The sequence below is a fragment of the Arthrobacter bussei genome (genome assembly GCF_009377195.2).
GTDB classification, from domain to species: domain Bacteria; phylum Actinomycetota; class Actinomycetes; order Actinomycetales; family Micrococcaceae; genus Arthrobacter_D; species Arthrobacter_D bussei.
Genome location: NZ_VJXX01000006.1, coordinates 84934 through 110239 on the forward strand (window position 1 = coordinate 84934; position 25306 = coordinate 110239).

The 25306-nt window shown below is 70.5% G+C and carries 22 protein-coding genes; 13 read left to right on the forward strand and 9 right to left on the reverse strand.

Features of this window, described 5'->3' with window-relative positions; genetic code table 11:
• Positions 1-16 precede the first annotated feature (16 nt).
• Genes FNH21_RS14875 through FNH21_RS14885 form a run of 3 tightly spaced genes read right to left on the reverse strand, consistent with a single transcriptional unit; the run spans position 17 to position 3148 of the window.
• Positions 17-1153 carry an FAD-dependent oxidoreductase gene (locus tag FNH21_RS14875; protein ID WP_152816851.1) on the reverse strand — a complete coding sequence of 379 codons (1137 nt, stop codon included), beginning with the start codon at positions 1151-1153 and terminating at the stop codon, positions 17-19.
• On the reverse strand, positions 1146-1877 hold the full coding sequence (locus FNH21_RS14880; RefSeq protein WP_152816852.1) for a class I SAM-dependent methyltransferase: 732 nt from the start codon (positions 1875-1877) through the stop codon (positions 1146-1148). The genes FNH21_RS14875 and FNH21_RS14880 overlap by 8 nt, the downstream gene beginning before the upstream one ends.
• Positions 1874-3148 (reverse strand): type III polyketide synthase, encoded by a 1275-nt coding sequence (locus FNH21_RS14885; RefSeq protein WP_277819764.1) that lies wholly within the window; start codon positions 3146-3148, stop codon positions 1874-1876. The genes FNH21_RS14880 and FNH21_RS14885 overlap by 4 nt, the downstream gene beginning before the upstream one ends.
• A gap of 5 nt (positions 3149-3153) precedes the next feature.
• On the opposite strand from FNH21_RS14885, the gene FNH21_RS14890 reads away from it, so the two are divergent.
• A complete protein-coding gene (locus FNH21_RS14890; RefSeq protein ID WP_241743292.1) occupies positions 3154-4101 on the forward strand; it encodes an SDR family oxidoreductase in 948 nt (315 codons plus the stop codon).
• 120 nt (positions 4102-4221) lie between these two features.
• Positions 4222-4896: a hypothetical protein gene (locus tag FNH21_RS14895; RefSeq protein ID WP_152816854.1), complete on the forward strand. Its 675-nt coding sequence runs from the start codon at positions 4222-4224 to the stop codon at positions 4894-4896.
• 108 nt (positions 4897-5004) lie between these two features.
• Here the strand turns inward: FNH21_RS14895 and FNH21_RS14900 are convergent, their stop codons facing one another.
• Both FNH21_RS14900 and fdhA read right to left on the reverse strand, forming a co-directional pair.
• Entirely contained in the window at positions 5005-5706 is a 702-nt protein-coding gene (locus FNH21_RS14900; RefSeq protein ID WP_152816855.1) for a transglycosylase family protein, read from the reverse strand.
• 398 nt (positions 5707-6104) lie between these two features.
• Positions 6105-7322, reverse strand: coding sequence for a formaldehyde dehydrogenase, glutathione-independent (gene fdhA, locus FNH21_RS14905; RefSeq protein ID WP_152816856.1), 1218 nt, complete (start codon positions 7320-7322; stop codon positions 6105-6107).
• A gap of 205 nt (positions 7323-7527) precedes the next feature.
• On the opposite strand from fdhA, the gene FNH21_RS14910 reads away from it, so the two are divergent.
• Positions 7528-8322 carry an SDR family NAD(P)-dependent oxidoreductase gene (locus FNH21_RS14910; protein ID WP_152816857.1) on the forward strand — a complete coding sequence of 265 codons (795 nt, stop codon included), beginning with the start codon at positions 7528-7530 and terminating at the stop codon, positions 8320-8322.
• A 17-nt stretch (positions 8323-8339) separates the two neighbouring features.
• Here the strand turns inward: FNH21_RS14910 and FNH21_RS14915 are convergent, their stop codons facing one another.
• Positions 8340-8810, reverse strand: coding sequence for a hypothetical protein (locus tag FNH21_RS14915; RefSeq protein WP_152816858.1), 471 nt, complete (start codon positions 8808-8810; stop codon positions 8340-8342).
• 225 nt (positions 8811-9035) lie between these two features.
• Between FNH21_RS14915 and FNH21_RS14920 the strand changes: the two genes are divergently transcribed.
• From FNH21_RS14920 to FNH21_RS14955, 8 genes are all read left to right on the forward strand, one after another.
• Entirely contained in the window at positions 9036-9299 is a 264-nt protein-coding gene (locus tag FNH21_RS14920) for a YegP family protein (protein ID WP_241743293.1), read from the forward strand.
• Positions 9300-9508: 209 nt separating this feature from the next.
• Positions 9509-12349, forward strand: a complete 2841-nt coding sequence (acnA, locus tag FNH21_RS14925) for an aconitate hydratase (RefSeq protein ID WP_152816974.1) — start codon at positions 9509-9511, stop codon at positions 12347-12349.
• A gap of 113 nt (positions 12350-12462) precedes the next feature.
• Positions 12463-13128, forward strand: a complete 666-nt coding sequence (locus FNH21_RS14930; RefSeq protein WP_152816860.1) for a GntR family transcriptional regulator — start codon at positions 12463-12465, stop codon at positions 13126-13128.
• A 2-nt stretch (positions 13129-13130) separates the two neighbouring features.
• A complete protein-coding gene (locus FNH21_RS14935; protein WP_191932033.1) occupies positions 13131-14174 on the forward strand; it encodes a nucleoside hydrolase in 1044 nt (347 codons plus the stop codon).
• 170 nt (positions 14175-14344) lie between these two features.
• Positions 14345-15184, forward strand: a complete 840-nt coding sequence (locus FNH21_RS14940) for an ECF transporter S component (protein ID WP_338403303.1) — start codon at positions 14345-14347, stop codon at positions 15182-15184.
• A 2-nt stretch (positions 15185-15186) separates the two neighbouring features.
• A complete protein-coding gene (locus tag FNH21_RS14945) occupies positions 15187-15942 on the forward strand; it encodes an energy-coupling factor transporter transmembrane component T (RefSeq protein ID WP_152816861.1) in 756 nt (251 codons plus the stop codon).
• Positions 15939-17489: an ATP-binding cassette domain-containing protein gene (locus FNH21_RS14950; protein ID WP_191932034.1), complete on the forward strand. Its 1551-nt coding sequence runs from the start codon at positions 15939-15941 to the stop codon at positions 17487-17489. Before FNH21_RS14945 ends, FNH21_RS14950 begins: the two co-directional genes overlap by 4 nt.
• A gap of 52 nt (positions 17490-17541) precedes the next feature.
• Positions 17542-18405, forward strand: a complete 864-nt coding sequence (locus FNH21_RS14955; RefSeq protein WP_152816863.1) for an alpha/beta fold hydrolase — start codon at positions 17542-17544, stop codon at positions 18403-18405.
• 18 nt (positions 18406-18423) lie between these two features.
• Here FNH21_RS14955 and FNH21_RS14960 read toward each other — a convergent pair whose 3' ends face one another.
• Positions 18424-21723: a DEAD/DEAH box helicase gene (locus FNH21_RS14960; protein ID WP_152816864.1), complete on the reverse strand. Its 3300-nt coding sequence runs from the start codon at positions 21721-21723 to the stop codon at positions 18424-18426.
• Between the two features lie 161 nt (positions 21724-21884).
• Here FNH21_RS14960 and FNH21_RS14965 point away from each other — a divergent pair, with 161 nt between their 5' ends.
• A complete protein-coding gene (locus FNH21_RS14965; protein ID WP_191932035.1) occupies positions 21885-23186 on the forward strand; it encodes a cation:proton antiporter domain-containing protein in 1302 nt (433 codons plus the stop codon).
• A gap of 1 nt (position 23187) precedes the next feature.
• Here the strand turns inward: FNH21_RS14965 and FNH21_RS14970 are convergent, their stop codons facing one another.
• Entirely contained in the window at positions 23188-24378 is a 1191-nt protein-coding gene (locus tag FNH21_RS14970) for a benzoate/H(+) symporter BenE family transporter (protein ID WP_338403305.1), read from the reverse strand.
• 85 nt (positions 24379-24463) lie between these two features.
• Between FNH21_RS14970 and FNH21_RS14975 the strand changes: the two genes are divergently transcribed.
• Positions 24464-25021, forward strand: a complete 558-nt coding sequence (locus tag FNH21_RS14975; RefSeq protein WP_241743294.1) for a helix-turn-helix domain-containing protein — start codon at positions 24464-24466, stop codon at positions 25019-25021.
• 103 nt (positions 25022-25124) lie between these two features.
• Here FNH21_RS14975 and FNH21_RS14980 read toward each other — a convergent pair whose 3' ends face one another.
• On the reverse strand, positions 25125-25301 hold the full coding sequence (locus FNH21_RS14980; RefSeq protein ID WP_191932036.1) for a hypothetical protein: 177 nt from the start codon (positions 25299-25301) through the stop codon (positions 25125-25127).
• Positions 25302-25306 lie beyond the last annotated feature (5 nt).

Consider the following 25306-nt stretch of genomic DNA (forward strand, 5'->3'; position numbering starts at 1 on the left):
CGGGCCGAACGGTCGTCTACTGCATGGTGAAGGCGCGCGCCACTGCCGTGTGCACGGCGTCGTTCCGGATGAGCGCGGCGAGGACCGCGTTCCGGGAGCGCATGAGGGGCCCGGGCAGTGGACGCCCGAGAGCCATATTGAGGTGCGCCTTCCGTCGGGCGAGCGCGGCCTGTGCGCGGCGCTCCTTCTCGTACTCCGCGAGCCGGGCGCCGACGTCGTCCCCGTCCCTCAGGGACGCCGCGATGATCGGGACGAGCCGCACCGCGTCCAGCCAGCCGAGATTCATGCCCTGCCCGCCGATAGGGGAGACCTCGTGTGCGGCATCTCCCACCAGGACCGTGCGGCCGGCCACGAAGCGCTCGGCCAGCCGCGACTGCACCTCGAAGGCGCTCAGCATCGAATGGGTCGTCGCGTCGACGGCCACGCCCGTCCGGTCCCGGATCAGGGCCGTCAGATTCTCCGCCGTCGGGCGTTCCACCGGGCACCCGACGCGCACCACCCAGCGCCGGATGCCTCCGGGCAGCGGGAAGGACTCGACGATCCCACCCGTCTCGAGGTACAGCACGGCGTCGTCGCCGTCCTCCGTCCCGTCGAGGAAGTCCCCCATGACATAGCAGTCCGGGTAGCGGCGGGAGGGCGCGCGGATGCCGGCGCCGTCCCGGATGGAGCTGCGCGCCCCGTCCGCAGCGACGACGAGTCTCGCCTCGAGCACGATGTCCTCGCCCTGGCTGCGGACGACCGTGCGGACGTGGTCGCCGTGGTCCCGCGAGGAGAGCACGGCGACGCCGCGTCGCACGGTACCGGGGAACTCCTCCTGGAGCCTGCGCTCGAGGATCTCCTCCGTGACGGCCTGCGGGACGGCCAGCACGTACTTCTCCTCGCCGGGCAGGGTCGAGAAGGAGATGGTCCCGACATGACGCCCGGCACTCCTGGCCACCCCGTCCCGGATGAGCACGCCCCGTGTCCGCAACTCCTCGGCGATCCCGCCGGCAGCGAGCGCGCGAAGGGCCGGAGGATGGATGCCGATGGCGCGGGAGTGGCTGCTGCGGTCCGCGCGCCGTTCGAGGACGACGGCGTCGAGCCCTGCCTGCCGGAGGAGCAGCGCCGTGTAGAGACCGACCGGCCCGCCGCCGACCACGATCACGTCATGCATGCCGTACCCCGGGGGTGGCGGCACGACGGTCGAGGACGAGCCGGTTGATGAACGGGACGGCGGTCCGCACGGTCCAGGCCGGCCGGTCCGCGACGGCCCCGCGCAGCTCGTCCGGCGTGTAGCTCCGGCGGATGGAGGTGAGCCCGTCCTGCCGGATGTAGGAGCCGGGCAGCGGGAGCGTGCCCACCGAGAAGAGGGCGTAGCCCGCGGGATGCCGGGCGATGTCGCTGTGGACGGCCACGCGCCGCGTCAGCTGCTCGGTGTCGTCGATCAGGCCACGGAACTGCGCCGCGTCGAGGTGGTGCAGCACATGGTTCGAGACGACGGCGTCGAAGACCGCACCCTCGGCGACGAGTTCGTCGCTGAGGGCCCTGCGGAAGGACAACCCGCGGATCGACGGCCTCGACGTTGCGTAGGCGTGCGCACGCGGGTCGGGATCGATGGCGGTCACCTCGAGGGGGATGCCGTCGAGCGCCGCCCAGCGCGCCAGCGCACGGGGGACGTCACCTCCGCCGGAGCCGATGTCGAGCAGGGTGTTGGGCCGCACCTTCGTGAAGGCGGGTCGCAGCACCTGCGTGTACGTGCGGCGCCACCCGGAGACGGCCGCGTTGACGACACCGAACTGCGCATAGGTCCGATCGAGGATGGCCGGATCGCAGTCGGGCCGGTCCATCTCCTCGACGGCGTGCGGATCCCGCTCCGCGAGGAAGCCGCGACGGTTCATGCGCCCGCTTGGGTGAGGATCGGTTCCAGCTCGGCGGGGACGTCCGCGTCGCCGGGCGCACGGCCCACCGCAGCGTCGTCGGCCGCGGTGCCCGTCCCGGCGTCGGAGCGGGTTGCGCCGATCCTCGTGAGGAGGGCCGTCTCGACGGTGAGTCCCGGACCGAAGGCCATGGAGCAGATGCGGTCGTTGCCGTCCGAGGCAGGCTTCTCGAGGATGTTCTTCAGGACGAACATCACCGTGGCGCTGCTCATGTTGCCGTAGTCACGCAGGGTCTCGCGTGCGGGGACGAGCTGCTGCTTCGACAGGCCGAGCTTCGCCTCCACCTTGTCGAGGATGCTGCGGCCGCCGGGATGGATGGCCCAGTGCTCGATCTCCGCGTAGTCGAGCCCCTGCAGCGAGGCATCGCGGGCCAGCAGCGGCTCGAGGGCTCCGACGATGTGCTCGTCGATGATGTGCGGCACATAGGTGCCGAGCACCATCTCGAAGCCCTCGTCGCCGATGTTCCATGCCATCGACTCCTCACCGACGGGCGTGAGGACCGTCTCGAAGTGGTCGAGGGTGAGCGCCGGACCATCGAGCGGAAGGTCCCGCGCGGAGATGATGGCGGCCGCCGCACCGTCCGCGAAGAGCGACGAGCCCACGATGGTGTCGGGGTTGTTGGAGGACCGCACGTGCAGAGAGCACAGTTCCGCGGAGATCACCAGCACCACGGCGTCGGGATCCGCCTCGCAGAAGGCCTTGGCGGATCGGAGGGCAGGGAAGGCCGCGTAGCACCCCATGAAGCCGAGGTGGTAGCGCTGGACGGACGGTTTCAGGTCCAGGGCCCGGACCACCTTGTAGTCCGGCCCCGGCGCGAAGAAGCCGGTGCAGGAGACGGTCACCACATGGGTGACGTCCGATGCCTCGATCCCGGTCGCGGCGTCGAGTGCCTTCCGTGCGGCCTCGACGAAGAGTCTGGTCCCCTCGGTCGCGTAGACCTCGTTGCGGGTCTTGGTGCTGGGGCTGAGGATGCGGAGCTCCTCCCGGTCGAAGAACACCGGGTCCTCGAACGTCTCCTCCAGCGTGAGCTCCCTGACCGCCGTGTAGCGGGTCTCGATCCCCGAGGAGTCGAAGGCGGCCCCGACGAGGCGCTGCCCCAACCGGGTGAGGCCGGGCTGGGCGGCGAAGACGTCGCGGACCTCGGGCTGCACCATGATCGTGTCGGGTACAGCGGTTTCAAGGGATCTCAGGATCACTGTCATAGGTCCATTACTAGAGGACTGACGCGACAAATACAATGACAGTAGGCTTAGTGTTCACCTCGGCCACCATCGTCAGGAGCACCATGGGCAACGATCCGTCAGGCACCCTCGACCAGAAGGATCCCAGGGGCCCCGTCACGGACGCCTCCACGGAACTGCAGGAGTACCCCGGCTTCACGGAGCGCATGGATCCGCGCCCGGACCACGGGGAGGACAGCTATACGGGGCACGGGCGCCTCGCGGGGCGCAAGGCTTTCATCACCGGCGGTGACTCCGGCATCGGGCGGGCCGTCGCGCTCGCCTTCGCCCGCGAGGGCGCCGACGTCGCCATCGGCTACCTGCCCGAGGAGGAGGAGGACGGCGCGAGCTGCCTCGACCTCATCCGCGCGGAGGGCCGGACCGCCCTCGCCGTTCCCGGTGACCTGCGTGACGAGGCCTACGCACCGTCGGCGATCGATACCGTCCTGGCGGGACTCGGGGGTCTCGACATCCTCGTGAACAATGCGGGGTTCCACATCGCGCAGCCGAACGGCCTGCCCGACATCGATGCGGACCAGCTGCGCCGGACGTTCGAGACCAACGTCTACGGCACCGTCTGGCTGACCCAGGCGGCGTTGCCGCACCTCACGGAGGGCGCCTCGATCATCAACACCACCTCCGTACAGGGGTATCACCCGTCCACCAGCCTCATGGACTACGCGGCCACGAAGGCTGCGCTCAACAACCTGACCTTCAGCCTCGCGGGGCTGCTGGGTGAGCGCGGGATCCGCGTCAATGCCGTGGCGCCGGGTCCGGTCTGGACACCGTTGCAGCCCGCGACCACCACGAGCGAGAAACTCGAATCGTTCGGCGAGGGCACGCCGCTGGGCCGCATGGGTCAGCCGGCCGAACTCGCGGGAGCGTACGTGTTCCTCGCGTCCAACGACGCCCGCTACGTCTCCGGTGAGATCCTCGGGGTGACCGGGGGGAAGCCGCTCGCCTGACGCGCGCATCTGCGGGGAAAGCCCCGTCGGGACCAAGCCGGAGCCGCCTGTGCGCCGAATCACAGCTACCAGTGCCGGAGGCATGACGTCCGGCCTTCGGCTGATATGGATGGGTTGAGCGTGAAACTCCTGAGTGCACCACCCCGCAGGCACCGCACGGCGCTGTTCGCCATGGCCCTCACCGCGTCACTGGCGCTCGCGGGCTGCGGGGGCGTCGAGGAGAATCCGCTGGGCGTCAACACCCCGACGGCGGGTCAGGCTGCTCCTGCGGACCCGGGCGCGCCCGGCGACGGAACGCAGGCCGCACCCGTGCTGAACGACCTCGGGGACGATCCATTGAACGTGGGGATCGACGGGGCGGAACTGTGCGGCGTGCAGCCCGACGACAGCCGCCTGCGGTACACGGTCATGCTCCACAACCCGACGCTCGAGACCTTCACGTTCGGGGAGATGAAGCTCGGTGATCCCCAGGGTCTGAACATCCTCTCGTCGATGGTGCAGACCGCGAACAGGGAGGGGCACCACCACCCGTCCCCGGACGGCGGCGCGCACGAGGAGCACACGGCGACCCCGGAGCCGACGGCCACGCAGGAGCCTATCGGGCCTCCCGTCCCGGCCGCCGGATATCAGTTCGAGCCCGATGCTCACGTCAACATCATCGTGACCGTCGAGCTCGCCGAGGGCGTCACCCACGGCAGTGCGGACAACATCCTCGTGGCCTTCTCCACCCCCGACCGCGACTACTCGGTGGCCCACAACCTCAAGATCGACGTCGACGCCAGCTCCTGCAGCTGACCCTTCGCCCGGAACGCGGAAAGCCCCCGACTCCAGAGGAATCGGGGGCTTTCTCGTCGACCTGGGTCGGGCGTCCGCGGCTCGGATGCCCGACGGCGGTCGGCCGGGCTAGGCCGGGAGCTGCAGGACGTGACCGGTGAAGATCAGGTCCGCGTGGATGACGGTGTCGGTATTGGCGGCGAAGAGTGCCTGCCAGCCGCCCTCGACGCCGAGCTTGTCGGCGATGGTGCTGAGGGTGTCACCCGACTGGATGGTGTAGGTCTCGCCGCTCAGGGCGACGGGAACCGCGACAGGTGCCTGGACGACGGGTGCCTGGACGACGGGTGCCTGGGCGACGGGCGCCTGGGCTACGGGCGCCTGGACGAGGGGTGCCTGGACGACGGGTGCCTGGGCGACCGGTGCCTGCTGGAGCTGGACGGGGGCGGGGGCCGGAGCGGCCTGCGCCGGGATGCCGCCCGGGTTGGCTGCGCTGCTCAGGCCGAGCTGGGCCGAGCAGGAGGGCCATGCGCCCCAGCCCTGGCCGGCCAGGACGTTCTCGGCGACGGCGATCTGCTGCTCGCGTGAGGCGTTCTGGGGCGCACCCTGGCCGCCGAAGGCTGCCCAGGTGGAGGGGGTGAACTGCAGTCCACCGGAGAAACCGTTGCCGGTGTTGATGCCCCAGTTGCCGCCGCTCTCGCACTGTGCGAGCGCATCCCAGTCGCTGGCGGGGGCGGCGTTGGCTGCGCCGGCCGCTGCACCGAGGCCGAGGCCGGTGAGTGCTACTGCTGCGAGTCCACGACGGGCGCTGGTGCTGAAGGTGTGTGTATTCATGGGGTGACGATGCTCCGAAAGGCCACCCGCACTAGGTCCGTCCCCGGACTTCTTCGCGCCGCTGCTCACCTTGACTGTATAGAGGTCAGGTTCGGCAGCCGCCTGTTGAGCAACGAGCGGTGGAGGGGCGGCGCCGGGCATAGATCGCTGCTCGATTTTCGGCAGCTTTTTCGCTTCCCCGGACGGGGAACTCCCTCCACCGTAAAGTAATTTTCATTCGTTGCCAAACCGGTACGGCGTGGCGCTTGACATCGGTTCAAAATAAGGGAAAGAAACTGGCCCTCTTGAGGATCCTGTGTAACACTATGGCCCTTCCATCGCCGCGGGGCAGGGGAGAGGCCCCGGATCCGTGGTCCGGGGCCTCTCCTGAACCGGTGTGGACGGGATGTCCCGGCTGGTCAGGCCGCTACATAGCCGTGCGGATCGAGGACGTACTTCGTCGCGGCTCCCGCGTCGAACTCCTCGTAGCCGCGAGGCGCCTCCTCGAGCCCGATCGGCTTTGCGTTGACGGCCTTCGCGATCGAGACGCGGTCATGCAGGATGGCCATCATGAGGCCCCGGTTGTACTTCATCACCGGGCACTGCCCCGTGGTGAAGGACAGGGACTTCGCCCAGCCCGTGCCGAGACTGATCGACAGTGAGCCCACCTTCGCGGCGTCGTCGACCGCCCCCGGATCGCCGGTGACGTAGAGACCGGGGATGCCGAGGGCGCCGCCTGCCGCGGTGACGTCCATAAGGGAGTTCAGGACCGTCGCGGGAGCCTCCGTAGCCGATCCCGAGCCGTGTCCCCGTGCCTCGAAGCCCACGGCGTCCACGCCACAGTCCACCTCCGGCACACCGAGCAGCTGCTCGATCTGGTCCCGCGGATCGCCCTTGGAGACGTCGACCGTCTCGCAGCCGAAGCTGCGGGCCTGTGCCAGCCGGTCCTCGTTGAGGTCACCCACGATCACGACGGCGGCACCGAGGAGCTGCGCCGACGCCGCGGCAGCCAGCCCCACAGGCCCTGCCCCGGCGACGTAGACGGTGGAGCCGACGCCGACGCCCGCGGTCACGGCGCCGTGGAAGCCGGTGGGAAAGATGTCGGAGAGCATCGTCAGGTCGAGGATCTTCTCGAGTGCCTGGTCCCGGTCCGGGAACTTCAGCAGGTTCCAGTCCGCGTACGGCACGAGGACGTACTCCGCCTGGCCGCCGACCCATCCGCCCATGTCCACGTAGCCGTAGGCGCTGCCGGGCCGGTCCGGGTTGACGTTGAGGCAGATGCCGGTCTTCCGCTCCTTGCAGTTGCGGCACCGGCCGCAGGCGATGTTGAAGGGGACCGAACAGATGTCACCCTTCTTGATGAATTCGACATCCCGGCCCACCTCGACCACCTCGCCCGTGATCTCGTGGCCCAGGACGAGGTCGGCGGGCGCCGTGGTGCGGCCGCGCACCATGTGCTGGTCCGATCCGCAGATATTGGTGGTGACGGTCTTGAGGATCACGCCATGGTGCACCGAGCGTCCGACATTGGCCGGATTCACCCCCGGTCCGTCCTTCAGCTCGAATGTGGGGTAGTCGATGTCGATGACCTCGACCTTCCCTGGTCCCTTGTACGCAACAGCTCTGTTACCGCTCATGGAACATCCTTCTTCCGTGGTGTGCTCAGTGCACCCGGAACCCCGGGTGCCGGAACCGTTTGCCTCGCTGGGCCGCGCGGCACCCGGTAGTGTCGAACCTACACGCCGGGGGGTCGCGCGGACGTTGCATCGGCCGGCCGCTCCTCGACCGGTCCGTGGGCCCGCCTCCTTGTACGCGCGAACCATCCGGGAGAGGGTGGGAGGCATGACCGACACCGTGCTCATCACCGGCGCCACCTCGGGGATCGGGGCCGAGTTCGCCCGTCAGTACGCGGCGCGCGGCTGCGCCCTCGTACTCGTCGCGCGCGCCCCCGGCCCACTCGAGGACACCGCGCGCGAGCTCCGCACGCGATGGGGGAGCGACGTCGAGACGATCGCCGCCGACCTGCTGGACGACGACGGCCTGGCCCGGGTGCTGGCGCGGCTGGGGGCGGGGCAGCCGGATCCCGGCTCACGCACAGAGGCCGAGGGCCCTGCTCCCGTGTCCGTTCTGGTCAACAACGCCGGCTACGGACTGGTGCGGCCCTTCGCCGACAATCCGCTCGACGACGAGGTACGCCACCTCCGCATCCACGTGGAAGTGCCGCTCGCCCTCGCCCATGCGGCGCTGCAATCCATGCGCCCGCGGGGCACGGGCACCATCATCACCGTCGCCAGCGTCGCCGGGTTCACGCCGAGGGGCTCCTACGGAGCAGCGAAGGCCGCGATGATCAGCTTCAGCAGGTGGGCGAACCTGACCTACGGGTCCGAGGGGATCCGCGTCACGGCCGTCTGTCCCGGATTCGTGCACACCCGGTTCCACCAGCGCATGGGCGCCGACAAGAGCAGCGTCCCCGGGCCCCTGTGGCTCGATGCCGGACTCGTGGTCCGCGAGGGCATCCGGGACACGGAGGCCGGCAGGGCGGTCTCCGTCCCCAGTGCGCGCTACAAGGTCATCACCACCCTGGCGAAGGTGGCGCCGTCGTCCCTCGTCGCGCGGCTGGCGCAGCGAGGACGGTAACGCAGCCGACAGGCCGCTCAGCCCGCGGAGCCCCCGCTGTCCCAGCGATCGGGCTCGGCCGCCGCGTCCTCCGGGCGGCCGTCGTCGGCGGGGTCGTCCGGCGTGCCGTCGCCGTTGAACGCTGCCGGTACGGTCCCGGCGCTGTGCGTTCCCTGCTCGTCGCGGATACTCGCGGACCGATGCGTCGACCCACCCGCGGACGGGTCCAGCACCGCCTCGCGCCGGTCCGCGTCGGGTCGGCCGTCGTTGCCGCCGCCGTCGTTGCCGCTGCCGGCAGATCCTTCACCAACTCCCGCGTCGTCGACCGCTGCGGCGGCGTCGGCCTGCAGCGGAGCTCCGGCCTCGTGCCCCGGCGTGGGGGCGTCCGCGTGGGACGGCGCCGCCGACTCCTTCTCGCGCGGCGGGACAGGGGCGGCAGGACCGAGGGGATGCTCGGCGGGAAGGGTTGCGCCGTCGGGATGTCCGGCGCTACTGCTCGGCTCGGTCATGATGCTCCTTCTGCGGACTGCCCTTCGCCGGGGCGTCCGCCGGGGTCGTCGGAAGTGTGGGTGGCATCGGGAACACTACGTGAGGGAAGCCACCACGTGCAGGAGTGTTTCGCCGATGTCCAGCCCCGTGGATGACGGGGATCCGGGCTCGAGCCCGAACGATCGGTAAGTATGCTGAGGAGTGGGGTTCGCAGAGTGGCGACCCCCGTACAGGGAGGTAGAACGATGGCTGGGTACTTCAAGCTGGTTGATGCGCATGACGACGGGTACAGGGTGAAGCTGACGGCCCCTGACGGGACGCTCGTCGCGGTCTCCACCTTCTATGCCTCCAAGGAGGAGGCGATCGCCGGGATCGAGCTCATCCGCGAGATCGCCGGAACGGGACCGATCGTCGATCACAGCAGGGACGAATCACCCGATCAGGACGAACTCTTCCTCGGCCTCCAGGATGCATCGCGGCGGAGTGACGCCGTTCCGCACGACGCCTGACGCCGTTCCGCACGACGCCTGACGTCTTCCCCTCGCGCCGGACGCCCTCTGCGTCCCGCACGACGCCGTTTCGCCTGACGCCGTCCCGCACGACGCTCGACGCGACCTGCCGGCAAGGCCGCGCGACACGGTGTACGACTGTATACATTGGCGCCGGTCGTGGAATAGGATGAATGTATTCCACCATCTCTCTGAAGGGAGCCGACGTCATGACGACTGCGGACTCATTCGGCGCGAAGGGCGTACTCGATGTCGCCGGCGCTGACTACGAAATTTTCAGGCTCAGTGCCGTCGAGGGCGCCGAGAACCTCCCGTTCAGCCTCAAGGTGCTTCTCGAGAACCTGCTCCGCACCGAGGACGGTGCGAACATCACCGCCGATCACGTCCGCGCCCTCGCACAGTGGGATGCGGCAGCGGAGCCGAGCACCGAGATTCAGTTCACGCCCGCCCGCGTCATCATGCAGGACTTCACCGGCGTCCCCTGCGTCGTCGACCTGGCGACCATGCGCGAAGCCGTCGCTGATCTCGGGGGAGATCCCAAGCGCGTCAACCCGCTGGCTCCCGCGGAGATGGTCATCGACCACTCCGTGCAGATCGATGCCTTCGGCAACGCCGGCGCCCTCGAGCGCAACATGGAGATCGAGTACCAGCGCAACGGCGAGCGGTACCAGTTCCTCCGTTGGGGCCAGACGGCGTTCGACGACTTCAAGGTCGTCCCGCCGGGCATGGGGATCGTCCACCAGGTCAACCTGGAGTATCTGGCCCGCACGGTCATGACCCGCGAGATCGACGGCGTCCTCCGCGCGTACCCCGACACCTGCGTCGGCACCGACTCGCACACCACCATGGTCAACGGCCTCGGGGTGCTCGGCTGGGGCGTCGGCGGGATCGAGGCCGAGGCGGCGATGCTCGGCCAGCCCGTCTCCATGCTCATCCCGCGCGTCGTCGGCTTCAGGCTCACCGGTGAGATCCCTGCCGGTGCCACCGCCACGGACGTGGTCCTCACCATCACCCAGATGCTGCGCAAGCACGGCGTGGTCGGCAAGTTCGTCGAGTTCTACGGCGAGGGCGTCGCGTCCGTGCCGCTCGCGAACCGCGCCACCATCGGCAACATGAGCCCGGAGTTCGGCTCCACCGCCGCCATGTTCCCCATCGACGACGTCACCCTCGACTACCTGCGCCTCACCGGCCGTCCCGCGGAGAACGTCGCGCTGGTGGAGGCCTACGCCAAGGAGCAGGGTCTCTGGCACGATCCCTCGCGCGAGATCCGTTTCTCCGAGTACCTCGAGCTGGACCTCTCCACGGTCGTGCCCTCGATCGCCGGACCGAAGCGCCCGCAGGACCGCGTGGAGCTCTCGAAGTCGAAGGACCAGTTCCGTGAGGACCTGCGGAACTACTCCAACGATCCCGACCTGGCCTTCGCCCCGGGCGGTACGGTCGACGAGTCCTCGCAGGAGAGCTTCCCCGCGTCGGACTCGCCGAGCTTCACCCCGGGGACGACGTCGTCCGTCACCGACGAGAACGAGGAACCCCGCGAGACCGTCGGGGCGGGCGCTCCGTCCACCCGGCCGTCGAAGAAGGTCGCGGTCACCATGAAGGACGGCCGCGAGTTCGAGCTGGACCACGGCGCCGTCAGCATCGCGTCGATCACCTCCTGCACCAACACGTCCAACCCGTCGGTCATGCTCGCCGCCGCGGTGCTGGCACGCAACGCTGTCGAGAAGGGCCTCGTGTCCAAGCCGTGGGTCAAGACGTCCGTGGCCCCCGGGTCCAAGGTCGTCACCGACTACTACGAGAAGTCGGGACTGATCCCGTACCTCGAGAAGCTCGGCTTCTTCACCGTGGGCTACGGCTGCGCCACGTGCATCGGCAACTCCGGTCCGCTCGAGGACGAGATCTCGCAGGCCATCCAGGACAACGACCTCGCCGTCACCGCCGTCCTGTCCGGTAACCGCAACTTCGAAGGCCGCATCAATCCGGACGTGAAGATGAACTACCTGGCCTCGCCGCCGCTGGTGGTCGCCTACGCCCTGGCCGGCACCATGGACTTCGACTTCGACAACGAGCCCCTCGGCCAGGACGAGTCCGGCACCGACGTGTTCCTGAAGGACATCTGGCCGAACCCGGTCGAGGTCCAGAAGGTGATCGACGAGTCGATCGACGAGGACATGTTCACCTCGAGCTACGCCACCATCTTCGAGGGCGACGAGCGCTGGCAGTCCCTGCCGACGCCGGCCGGCGACACCTTCGCCTGGGACCCCGAGTCCACGTACGTGCGGAAGCCCCCGTACTTCGAGGGCATGCAGCGCGAGGCGAGCCCGGTCGAGGACATCTCCGGCGCCCGCGTGCTCCTGAAGCTCGGCGACTCGGTCACCACCGACCACATCTCGCCGGCGGGTTCCTTCAAGTCGGACACCCCGGCCGGGCGCTACCTCACCGAGAAGGGCGTGCAGCGCAAGGACTTCAACTCCTACGGCTCCCGCCGAGGAAACCACGAGGTCATGATCCGCGGCACGTTCGCGAACATCCGCATCAAGAACCAGCTCCTCGACGGCGTCGAGGGCGGGTTTACGCGGGACTTCTCGCAGGCCGACGCGCCGCAGGCCGCCGTGTACGACGCCGCGGAGAACTACCGCGCCGCGGGTACGCCGCTCGTGGTCCTCGCCGGCAAGGAGTACGGCTCCGGTTCGTCGCGTGACTGGGCGGCCAAGGGCACCGCACTGCTCGGCGTCAAGGCCGTCATCGCCGAGAGCTACGAGCGCATCCACCGCTCCAACCTCATCGGCATGGGCGTGCTGCCCCTGCAGTACCCCGAGGGGCAGAACGCCGCATCGCTGGGGCTCACCGGCACGGAGACCTTCGCCGTCTCCGGTGTCACCGAGCTCAACGAGGGCCGCACGCCGGGCACGCTCCACGTGACTGCCACCCCGGCCGAGGGCGGCAGCGCCGTCGAGTTCGACGCCGTGCTGCGCATCGACACCCCGGGTGAGGCGGACTACTACCGCAACGGCGGCATCCTGCAGTACGTGCTGCGCCAGCTCGCGAGCTAGCGTCCACGCGGCCCGGGCCGGGAGTCCTCCTCCCGGTCCGGGCCGTCCGCAGGGCCGCCGGTGTCCTCGGCCCCACTCCCACCCGAACCTTCCAGCCGACCCGAGGGGGCGCCATGGCCGAGTCCGTCGAACTGTCGGCGCGCGTGGACGGCGATGCCATCTTCCGGGTGCTCCGCAGCGAGATCCTCGCCGGCGTGCACCCACCGGGGACCGCACTGCGAGAGGTGGTCATCTCGGAGCGCTTCGGCGTCTCCCGCACGCCCGTCCGTGAGGCCCTCAGCCGGCTGCAGCACGAACGCCTGCTGGAACGTGCGGCACGGGGGCTGCAGGTTCCCCAGATCGATGCGCAGGAGGTCATCCAGATCTACGACCTGCGCGTCATGCTGGAGGAGGAGGCGGCCGGCCAGGCCGCGCTCAACCGGGGAGCGGCCGACCTCATGCGCCTGGAGGCGCTGCTGGAACGCGACCGCGCCGTCGTCGACCCGGACGACACCACCAAGGTGACGAACAACCTCGAATTCCACACCTCCCTCTGGTCCGCCGCGCGCAACCCCATCCTCATGGACCTCCTGCAGCGGCTGTCCGCGCACCTGATCCACACGCCCCGGTCCACGCTGTCGGTCGGCCACAGGTGGCAGGAGGTGCTGCTGGAGCACGAGGCGCTGATCAGTGCCATCGCCGAGCGCCGCAGCGACGACGCGCGGTCGATCGCCCGGTCGCACATGGAGACCGCGCGGACCCTCCGGCTGCAGCTGCTGCGCACCACCGCGGCGGACTGACCGTGCCCGACCAGCGCCCGGCCCGACAGCGCCTCCTGCTCGACGTCGACACCGGGATCGACGACGCCGTGGCGCTGATGTACCTCCTGGCCACCCCCGGGGTCTCGGTGGAGGCGATCACCTGCACCGCCGGCAACGTCGGCGCCCGCCAGGTGGCCCTCAACAACCTCGCGCTCCTCGAGCTTTGCGGGCACGCCGGCGTTGAGGTGGCCATCGGGAGCGAGGTGCCGCTGGAGATCCCCCTCGTCACCACCGAGGAGACGCACGGCGACCAGGGCATCGGGTACGCCGAGCTGCCGCCGCCACGCGGGCACATCTCCGGGCGGCACGCCGTCGACGTCTGGCTCGAGGCCGTGCGGTGCCACCCCGGGCAGATCACGGGCGTGGTCACGGGGCCCCTGACCAACCTCGCCCTCGCCATCCGGGCGGAACCGCAGCTCCCGATGCTCCTGAAGGGGCTCGTGATCATGGGCGGCGCCTTCAACTACCCGGGCAACACGACGCCGGTGGCGGAATGGAACACCCACGTGGACCCGCATGCCGCGAAGGAGGTGTACGCCGCCTACGAGGGCCTTCCCGAGGAGAAGCTGCCCATCGTCTGCGCGCTCGAGACCACGGAGCGGATCGAGTGCACGCCCGCCCACGTCGACGCCGTCGCCCGGGCGGCCGGGGCCGGGCCGGAGATGCTCGAACCGGACGAGCCCGCGGGGACGCGCAGCCGCAGCGGCAATGCCGTCGTCGCCTGCCTGTCCGATGCGCTCAGGTTCTACATGGAGTTCCACCGGCTCTACGACCAGGGGTACGTGGCGCACCTGCACGATCTCTTCGCCGTGATGGTCGCGGCGGGGGAGGCCTCCTTCGAGGAGCGGCTCGTCACCGTCGACGTCGAGACGGCATCATCCCTGACCATCGGCCAGACGGTGGCGGACCTCGCGGGGATGTGGCGGCGTGCGCCGAACGCGCGGATCGTGACCGGCAACGACCCCGAGGCGGTGTTCGACCTGATGGTGCGGCGGCTCGCGCACCTGGCGAGGATGCACGGCTGACCCCCTTCCCACGGGAACCCGCTCAGGCTCGCGGGAGCGCCCGCGGACCCCGCAGCCCGGCGCGGCGCACACACCGGCCGGTACACTGGGACCTGCCCGGCGCTGCTGCGCCGGCTGCGCCGAGGTGACATGAGGTGCTTCCCCCTCCTTCGTAGCGCCCAAGGATTATCGTGAGCTCATCCCTGACCCTCCCCGCCGACCGCACGACCGAGCGGCCCCGACGCCTGCTCCTCGTGCTCGGCGGCGCCCTCATCGTCGCGACGTACCTCTTCCTCGTGACCGTCCAGCCGACGGAGATCGCCGGCGGGATGGGCAGCGCGGCGTCCCTCGTCTCGCTCTTCGGCTTCCTCGGCGGTGGCGCCCTCCTGGTCGGCGGGATTTTGCCGATGCTGACCACCAGCTCCCTCGTGATCATGCCGCTCGGCATCGCCTTGAACATCGCGATCGGCCAGGTCGCGGGCTCGCTCGGGCTGCAGATCTACCTGGACGCGATCGGCACGGTGCTCGTCGCCGTCCTCGCCGGTCCTGCAGCCGGTGCCGCGACCGGTGCGCTGAGCAACGCCGTCTGGGGGCTCTTCAATCCCTTCGCGCTGCCCTTCGCAGCGGGAGCCGCACTCATCGGCCTGCTCGCCGGACTGGCGGCGCAACACGGCGCGTTCCGGCGTGTGTACCTGGCCCCCGTGGCAGGCCTGGTGGTCGGCGCGATCGGCGGCCTCGTGGCCGCTCCCGTCGCGGTCTTCATGTTCGGCGCGGCGGGCACCTTCGGCACCAACGCCATCATCGCCGTCTTCCGGTCCATGGGGGACAAGCTGCTGGTCGCCGCCACCAAGCAGGGACTGCTCTCGGACTCGCTCGACAAGATCGTGGTCTTCGTCGTCGTCGCCCTGATCGTCTACGCCCTGCCGCAGCGCGCGGTCCGGCAGTTCCCGTTCGCACGGACCCACCGCGTCCTGGGTGCCAGGAGCGGGCAGCGCGCCAGAATGACGGCCGGAGCCGGCTCAGCCGGCTGACCATGCCGCGCCGCCGGATCCTCAATCCCCTGACCGAGCTGCTCGCGGCGGTCCTGCTGGTGGTGCTCGTCCTCGTGGTGAACCGGTGGGAGTTCTCCCTCGCGGTGCTGCTGCTCGTCGTCGTGCCCGCCGTCCTGACCTCCGGCAGGGCGCGGCAGATCGGCCTCGCCGTCCTCCTGATCGCCGGTCCGCTGCTCCTCTCCTCGCTGCTCCTCCACGGTTTGTTCTTCCCCGAGGGACGGACCGTCCTGCTCGACCTCGGCCCCGCCCGCGTCACCCGCGAGGGGCTTGCCTTCGCCGCCGTCATGGGACTGCGCATGAGCGTGTTCACCGGGGTGCTGCTGACGGCCGCCATGACCCTCGACGTCCCCGAGCTCCTCGCCACGATGACGCACCGTCAGTGGAACCGGAAGCTCGTGTTCGTGGTGGGCTCCGCCGTCGGGCTCATCCCGCACGTCGCGCTCCGCTCCCGGCAGATCACGCGGGCCCAGCAGGCTCGCGGCCTCGTCGTGGGGCGCGGCCCCCTGTCGCGGGTGCGGGCCCTGCTCACGGTGACCACGCCGCTGGTCATCGGCCTCCTCGTCGACGCCTCGGAGCGGAACCGCATGCTCGGGGCACGCGGCTTCTCCTCGCCGGGCCCGCGCACGAGCTACCTACCCGACACGGACACACCCCGCCAGCGCGCCGTGCGCCGGGCGATGGCCGTCGGCGTCGGCCTCTTCTCGGTGCTCTGGCTCGGATCCGGGGTGCTCGCGTGATCCGGCTGCAGAGCGGGTCCTTCGCCTACGACGACGGCGTGCCACTGCTCTCGGGCGTGACCGTCGCGGTGGAGCCGGGGGAGTACCTCGTCGTCGCGGGTGCCTCCGGGTCCGGCAAGACGACGCTCGCGCGCCTGCTCGCGGGCGCGGTGGGGACCGACGCCGGCGCGGTCTTCCGCGGCTCCCTGACCCTCGACGGCGAGACCGTCCGCTTCGAGGGTGGTCCCGCCGATCCGCGGATCGATCCGGCGGTGTGGAGTGCCTCGGTCGCGTTCGTCGCCCAGGGCGCGTGGGGCCAGCTGTCCATGATGTCGGCGACCGTGGGCGAGGAGATCGCCTTCGGGCCCTGCAACCGCGGCGTCCCGTACGAGCGGCTGCGTCGGGAGGTCGACGACGTGGCGGCGGCCCTGAAGCTGACCGAGCTCCTCGACCGCGACCCGCGACGGCTCTCCGGCGGACAGCTCCAGCGGACCATCATCGCGGCAGCGGTGGTCCAGCGACCCCGCGTGCTGGTGCTCGACGAGCCGTTCCAGGGCCTCGACGCCGGGGCCGCCGCGGACGTGTCCGCGGCGATCGACGTCCTGCGCGCCGGCGGGACCGGGGTGGTGGTCTGCGCCCCGATGCTGCCACGGACCGCCCCCGAGGGCGCCCGGATCATCGCCCTCGACGGCGGACACCCCGTGTTCGACGGGTTGCTCGCCGAGGCGCGGTGGGCGGGCCTGCGGCGCTACGGCATCGGGACGGAAGGGGACGCGCCGCGGATCGGCGCAGCCAGACCGCGCGGGGCACCGACCACGGGGGGACGCACCCTCGTCACGGTGGACGACGTCGTCGTCCGCTATCCGTCCCCCGGCGAGCCCGGCGGACCGGGGCGCAGCGAGCGTCGTGCCCGCCGGCGCCCGCCGGTTTCCCGGGACACCCCCGCCGTCCTCGACGGCGTCAGCCTCCAGGTCCGTGCGGGCGAGATCCTCGCCGTCCGCGGGTCGAACGGATCCGGCAAGACGACGCTCCTGCAGGTGCTCAACGGGCTCCGCCGGCCGGAGAGCGGGAGAGTAACCGTGGACGGCACACCGATCCTGCGCCAGCCCACCGGCGCCTTCGCCGGCGTGGTCGGCTATCTCTTCCAGGACACGGACCAGCAGCTGTTCGAGCGGACGGTCCTGCGCGAGGTGTCCTACGGGCCCAGGGCGGCGGGCCTGCGACGGGTCGATGCGCTCCGCCGTGCCGCCGACGCGCTGGAGGCCGTGGGACTCTCCGCGGTCGCGGACATCCACCCCTACGAGCTGGCATTCGTGCAGCGCAGGCTCGTGGCACTCGCATCCCTCATCGCCGCGGGCCCGTCCGTCTGGGTCCTGGACGAGCCGACGGCAGGCCTCGACGAACCCGCGCGCACGGGGCTCGCGGCCCTCCTGGTCCAGCACGCGCAGGGCGGCGGTGCGGTGGTGATGGCGACGCACGATGCCGCGTTCTCCGCCGCCGTCGCGCACCGCGTCCTTCGGCTCGAGGCCGGCCTGATCCACGAGGAGAGCCCGGGCCCGGTCTCCTGATCCGCCAGAACCGGCCGCCCCACGGGGGCCGGACTGTGCCTAGGGTGGACGGATGGACGTTCTGCAGGAGAGACACCGGACCATCAGGACGGCCGGGGCCGAGCTCGCGGTCTTCGAGTACGGGCTGGACCCGCAGGAGGGCGTGCCCTCCGTCCTCCTCGTCCACGGGTATCCCGACGACCACCGCGTGTTCCTCCCGGTCCTCAGGGAACTGGCGCGCACACACCACCTCATCGCCTTCGACACACGGAACGCCGGCCGGTCACGTCCGGTCGGAGGCGGCGGCTTCACCCTGGCGGAGCTCGTCGACGACGTGTTCGCCCTCCTCGATGCTCTCGGGACGCCGTCGGGCATCCGGCTGGTCGGCCATGACTGGGGGTCCATCCAGGGCTGGGCCGTCGTGCAGGACGAACGCGCCGACGGCGTGGTCCTCGACTACACCAGCATCTCCGGGCCCGACCTCCGCCACTTCTCCCGCTGGCTCCGGAGCCGGTTCGCTCAGGCCGGGACGATCCCGCAGGGTCTCGCCCAGGTGCTGCGCAGCTGGTACGTGGGGGCGTTCCAGCTCCCCGTCCTGCCCGAGCTGTTCTGGAAGCACGTGATGACGCGCCGCTACGAGCTCGCCGCGCGGCGCAACGTGGGCGCGGACCCGGTGCGCGGGCTCGCCCTCTACCGCACGAACATGCGTGGTGGGGCGCGGCCGCCCCGGCGCCGCCGCGTGACGCTTCCCGTGCACGTGGTCGTCCCGCTCCGTGACCCCTTCCTCTCCCCGCACCTGGTGGACGGTCTGGAGGACTGGGTGGAGGACCTCACGGTGACCACCGTGCCCGGCGGCCACTGGTGGATCGCCGCGCGGCCGCGCGCCTTCGCTGAACTCCTCGACCCACGGCTGCGGAGGCAGGGCGACGAACCCTGACCGGCTCGGGCGTGCGGACTACGCCTCCAGCAGCCCCCGGATGTCCTCCGCTGTGAGCGCGGAACTGAACACGGCGTCGTCGTCCATCACCGAGGTGAAGAGCTTCGCCTTCTGCTCCTTGAGCTTCATGACCTTCTCCTCGATGGTGCCCTTGGACACCATGCGGTAGACCATGACGTTCTTGGTCTGGCCGATCCGGTGCGTGCGGTCCACGGCCTGCGCCTCGGAGGCGGGGTTCCACCAGGGATCGAGCAGGAAGCAGTAGTCCGCCTCGGTGAGGTTCAGCCCGAAGCCGCCGGCCTTGAGGCTGATGAGGAAGACGGGCGCGTCCCCCTCCTTGAAGGAGTCGATGACCTCGCCGCGACTGCGGGTGGAACCGTCGAGGTAGGCGTACGGGATGCCGCGGGCGTCCAGCTGCTCGGCGGCCTTCTTCAGGTAGGACGTGAACTGGCTGAAGACGAGGGCGCGGTGCCCCTCGGCGATGATGTCGTCCAGGTTCTCGAAGAGGACCTCGAGCTTCGCGGACGGGACGCCCTCGTGCTCGGGATCGACCAGGGACGCGTCGAGGCTGAGCATGCGGAGCAGCGTCAGCGACCGGAACACGATCATCCGGTTGCGGTTCATGTCCTCGATCAGACCCAGGAGCTTCTGGCGCTCTCGCTGGAGGTACGTCTCGTAGATGTGCCGGTGCTCCGGGTGCAGCTCCACCTCCAGGACCTGCTCCTGCTTGGGCGGGAGGTCCGAGGCCACGGCTTCCTTGGTCCGCCGCATCATGAGGGGCCGGATGCGCTTGCGGAGCCGGACGAGCGGACGGTTGTCGCCGATCTTCTCGATCGGCGTCCGGTAGTCCTCGGTGAACTTCCGCGGTGAGGGGAACAGCCCCGGTGCCACGATGTTGAAGAGGGACCACAGCTCCATGAGGTTGTTCTCCATGGGCGTGCCGGTGATCGCGAGCTTGAAGGGGGCGTCGAAGTCCTTCGCCGCCTGGTGCACCTTAGACGCGCGGTTCTTGACGAACTGCGCCTCGTCCAGGATCAGGCCGGACCACGTGAGGTCCTGGTACGCCGGGAAGTCGAGCCGGAAGAGCGTGTAGGACGTGATGACGACGTCGGCGTCGCCCACCTGGTCGCGGATGGTCGAGCCGGAGGCGCCCTGCGTGTCGGTGATCGACACGACCTTCAGCCCCGGCGCGAACCGGTGCGTCTCGTTGGACCAGTTCGGGACCACGGAGGTGGGCGCGACGACGAGGAACGGCGCCGCCGGTGCGGTGCTCTCCTTCGCATGCACCATCAGGGCCAGGGCCTGGAGCGTCTTCCCCAGACCCATGTCGTCGGCGAGGACGCCACCGAGCTGGTGCCGCCACAGGAAGGCGAGCCAGCTGAAGCCTTCGGCCTGGTACGGGCGCATCTCGGCGACCAGGCCGGCGGGCGGCGGGGTGGCAGCGACGTCCTCGAGGGTGAGCAGGCCGCTCACGGCGTCGCGCCAGGACTGTGCCTGCTCCGTCTCCTCCGCGAGGTCCTCGAAGTCCGCCCAGAGCCCGGCCTGGTAGCGGCTGATCTGCAGCCCCGACTCCGGGTCCCACTCGGCGAGGGACCGCGCCTCCTCGATGAGGTCACGCAGCTGGTCGAAGACGGGCTGCTCGAGGGAGAGGTAGGTGTCGTCGACGAGCTTCAGCTTCTTCCGGCCCTGGGCGAGGGCGCGGAACACCGAGTCGAAGGGGATGGTGCGGCCACTCACCGTGACCATGACGCCGAGGTCGAACCAGTCGCGGTTGTCGGTCTCGACCGTGCTGATGCGCAGCGTCGGGGTCTCGGTCAGTTCGCGGTAGTCGGGCTTCTCGCCGACGACGTCCACGCGCATGCCCTCGACCTGCAGCAGCCGCGGCAGGGCCTCCTCGGCGAACTCGACGGCCTGCATGTCCTCGAGCCTCAGGTCCTTGAGGGGGAGGGCCCCGAGGGCGGAGCGTGCGGCACCCGCGAGGGCGTCCTCGGCGTCGGCGTCGCGGTAGCCGTCGTCACTGCCGGGCCCGCCCCTGCGGAAGGGCCGGCGCTGGACGGCGTCACCCAGCGGGTAGTCGAAGTGCCACCCGAGGTTCACCGCCCCGTTCTCGCCGTAGGCTGTGGTCAGGACGAGCACGGGGGGCTGGATTTCGGGGAGTTCCACGCTGCCGTCGCTGCTGGCCACCTGGATGGACTGCCGGAGCTTCGGGTAGTACTCCTGCAGGAAGAGGGAGGTCTCCTCCTCGGGTACCACGACGGGCCGGCCGCGCTGCAGCAGCTCGATGTCCTTCGCCGTCAGGCGGCGTGAGGTCGGGGCCAGCGTGATCGTGTCACCGGGGGAGACGGTGTAGATGCCGTGGGTGCTGATGACGTGGGCCGTGTCGGAGGGGTGGGGCAGGCCGTCGATGTCGAGGGCCGGGCACAGCTGCAGGCCGCCCTCCTCCGTCCTCGTGGCGTCCAGCTTCAGGGTGGCCCGTCCGGCGAGCTCGATCGAGACCGACTTCTTCGAGCCGACGAAGGCGATGCCGAGACGCTGCGCCTCGTCCAGCAGCTGCCAGAGGAGCGGGTTGCTGAAGTCGTCGAGGTACAGCCAGGAGTCGTTGTTGCCGAAGTAGTTGACGCCGGTCCCGCGGTGCAGCGCGGGGAACTGCGAGAACCAGCGGTGCTGGTCGGCGTCGAGCTTCAGCCCGTAGGTCTGGTAGCTGATGCTGCCCCAGGACAGGTTGTTCTTGATCCACTTGCCCTTGCCGTTCTGGCTGACCGGACGGACGCCGAGGCGCGTGTTGAGCATGCGCTGTCCCTGACGTTCCGCGGCGGACCCCCATCGCTGCACGGCCACCTCCGGTGTCCGGAGCTCGAACTGGAGGCCCAGCTGCGTCAGGGGGGCTGCGCCGCCCGGCACGGCCTCGGTGTCGGCGTCGAGCAGATCCGTGAGCGAGGCCTGCCAGCCATCCGGCGGTCCGGGGCGGGACGCCGGGCGGGCGCCGAGCTCACGCTCGTGCTGCGCCAGGAGGTTCTCCGTGTTGCTCTGCAGGGCGGTGGCCGCCACATGCTTGCAGTCCGCGCCGACGGGGCAGCTGCAGAAGTTCTCGAGCGGACGGAACCGGCCGTCGCCCTTGATCCCCAGGCGGAGCTTCGTCCGGTAGTCGTTGGGCGCCGAGCCGCGCACCTTGCCGGTGAGCAGCTTCGCGTCGGCGTCCCAGGCGAGGGAACTGACGGCGCCGTCCTTCGCGTAGGTCTGCCCGCGCTGGAAGGCCGCGCCTCCCACGATCCGGATGATGTCGGTGACATCGACCATGGGGTGGGTGGAATTGGGCATAATTCCATGCTCTCACGTGGCGGTGACGCTCCCGGGCCACGAGGCAACCTGTTCACCCGGGGCACGACCGACGGTGGGTCAAGCGGCTCGACCGGGGCGGGCTCTGCCCTACTGTTGGCGGGGGGACTGATCATCAACGGGGTGGGCGGAAGAGGGCGTACGTGTTCGAGGCAGCGAGCATCATCTATGCAGCGGCAGGACTGGCGGTCCTCGCGGCAGCACTCCTGCCACGGCTGCTCATGCGGGCCCCCGTCTCGATGCCGATGGTGTTCCTCGCCGCGGGGATCCTGGTCTTCAGCGTCGGCAAGGACCTCCCGGACCCCGATCCCGTGGCCTACAGCGACGTCACGATCCACCTGAGCGAGGTCTGCGTCATCATCTCGCTGATGGGCGCCGGCCTGGCCCTCGACCGGAAGGTGGGATGGCGTCGCTGGTCCACGACCTGGCGCCTCCTCGGGATCGCGATGCCCCTGTGCATCCTCGTCCTGACGCTCATGGGCATGTGGATGCTGGGCCTCGGGCTGGCCTCCGCGCTGCTGATCGCGGCGGCGCTCGCCCCGACCGATCCCGTCCTCGCCTCCGAGGTGCAGGTGGGGGAGCCCTCGGAATCCGAGGAGGACCTGGAGGCGGAGGACGAGGTGCGGTTCGGACTGACCTCCGAGGCCGGCCTCAACGACGGCCTCGCCTTCCCGTTCGTGTACCTCGCCATCCTGATGAGCACGGTGGGCATGTCGCCGGCCGCGTGGGGCGTGGAGTGGATCCTGCTCGACGTCCTCTGGCGCATGATCATCGGCTGTGCCTTCGGCTTCGGGATGGGCAAGCTGCTCGGCCGCATCTTCTTCCGCACGCCGATCAAGAGCGTCCGCCTGGCCAACTACTCCGAGGGGTTCGTCGCCCTCGCGGCGACCTTCCTCACCTACGGACTCACGGAGTCGGTGGAGGGCTACGGCTTCATCGCGGTCTTCGTGTGCGCCGTCACCCTCCGCGCCGGAGAGCAGACCCACGGGTACCACGGTGTGCTGCACAGCTACATCGAGCAGCTCGAACGCCTGCTCACCGTCGTGGTGCTGGTCCTGCTGGGCGGGGCCGTGGCGCGAGGCCTGTTCGAGGGCCTGCGACCGCTGGAAGTGGTGGTCGCCGTCGCGTTCATCCTGCTGGTGCGGCCCATCACGGCGTGGATCAGCCTGGCCCGGGGCAAGACCGGCCCCTGGGAGCGCCGCACGCTCGCCTTCTTCGGGGTGCGCGGCATCGGGTCCGTCTACTACCTCAGCTACGCCCTCTCGAAGGGCGAGTTCGGCGCCGACGAGAGCACGCTGTGGCGCGTCGGGGGGCTCGTGATCGTCATCTCGATCGTCATCCACGGCATCACCGCCGCGCCCGTCATCAACGCCCTCGACCGCGCGCGGCAGCGTAAGGCACGGGAGCAGGGCGACGAGGCGCAGGCGCCCAACACCCCCGTCTGAGTCACCGCCGGGAGGCGGTGCGCTCGAGTGCGGCCCGGACCACGAGGCCCGCGAGGAGCGCCCAGAACGCGCCGCCGATGCCGAGGATCGAGAGGCCCGACGCGGCCAGCAGGAAGGTCACGGCGCCGCTCATCCGGCCGGTCGGGTCGCTGAACGAGGAGGTCACCGCCGTCGCCATGGTGCCGATCAGGGCGAGCCCCGCGACAGCCTCCACGAGTCCGGCCGGTGCGGCGCCCACGATCACGACGAGTGCCCCGGACACAGCCGCGAGGATCAGGTAGGTGATGCCGGCGGTGAGGGCCGCCACCCACCGGCGCCCGCGATCGGCCCCCGCCCCGTCCCCGGCCGAGAGCGCGGCGGACAGTGCGGCGAGATTCACGGCGTGCCCGCCGAAGGGTGCGACGACGGCGGTCCCGACGCCGGTGACGGCGAGTGCGGGACGCCACGGCGCGCGGTAGCCGAAGGACGAGAGCACGGCGACGCCGGGCAGGTTCTGCGAGGCCATGGTCACGACGTACAGCGGCAGGGCGATGCCGATGATCGCGGCAGGGTCCAGTGCCGGCACGGTGAACGCGAGGGACGGCACCAGGGACTCCGGCGCGATGACCACGCCGTCCCGCGCGATCTGCACCCCGATCACCGCGAGGGCCGCGACGAGCGCCAGCGGTACCGCCCACTTCGGTGCGAGCGCCGAGGCGCCGAGCCACACGAGGATGACCGGCAGGACCAGCACCGGGATGGTGCCGATGGACTGGAACGGAGCCAGGCACAGGGGCAGCAGGACCCCGGCGAGCATCGCCTGCGCGAGGTGCTGCGGGATCCGCGCCACCAGCCTCCCGAGCCAGGGGACGGCGCCGGTCAGGGCGATCAGCGCGCCCGTCACGAGAAAGGCGCCGACGGCTGCCGGCCACCCGCCCGCCGGGACGGCCGCGCCCGCGAGCAGCGCCGCCCCGGGGGTGGACCAGGAGAGGGTGACCGGGATGCGGTAGCGGAGGCTGAGCAGCACGATGCCGAGGCCGACGACGGCGGTCAGCGCGAGGAGCCCGGAGGCCGCCTGGGCGGGACTCGCGCCCGTGGCCCGGAGCCCGGCGAGGACGACGGCGAACGACGAGGTGAAGCCGACGAGGGCCGTCACGATCCCGGCCAGCACGGGTTCGCCGAGTCCGGACCTCACTGACGTCGCGGTGTGCACCCGGGCCTCCTGTCGCCGCACCGGAACCTGGAGGGCCTGTCCGGCGGGTGTTCTGTATATGGAACAGCCAGCGTAGGATGCTGGCATGCCCGAGGACAACCCCCGCGCGGATATGTCGCCCAGGGTGGCCGTGGCCCGCCGCATTACCGCCCTCCGCCACGAGCGGGGCCTCTCCCTGACGGCGCTCGCGGCCAGGGCGTGTATCGGCAAGGGCACGCTGTCGGAACTCGAGGCCGGGACGCGAAACCCGACCCTGGAGACGCTCTACGCGCTGGCGGGACCGCTCGGGGTCCCCCTGACCGGCCTCGTGGGGGAGGAAACCGGGCGCAGCGTCTCAGACGGCGTCGTCGACGCACGCCTGCTCTCGGTCCGCACGCACGACGACGGCGGCACCACGGAGGTCTTCTGGTTCACCCTCTCGGCCGGCCGGACGAGGATCAGCCCACCGCACCGCAGCGGCACCGTGGAGCACCTCCGCCTCGTCCGCGGCTCCGCGTCGGCGGGGGAGAAGGGCTCGGAGCGGGAGATCGGGCCCGGAGCGTCGATCTCGTGGGCTGGGGACGTGGCGCACACCTATACGTCCCCGCACGGCGCGGAGGGCGTCCTGGTGATCGAGACGCCCGGGGGGACGGAACAGGTGTAGCGCCGGTGGCCAGGCAGGTGCGCCTGCTCCAGCGGCAGGGCCAGGCAGGTGCGCCTGCTCCAGCGGCAGGGTCGGGCGGTACGCGCCTGCTCCAGCGGCAGGGTCAGGCGATGCGCGCCTGTTCCAGACGCCGCTGGATGACCTCGAGCTCGTCGCTGAGGGCCTGCAGGCGGGCGGTGTTCTGTTCGACGGCCAGCTCGCGGACCAGGAGGTCCTGGCGCGCGCGCAGTGCGGTCTCATCCATCGGCTGGTCACTGGTCGGCATGTCACGTGTCGGCATGGTTC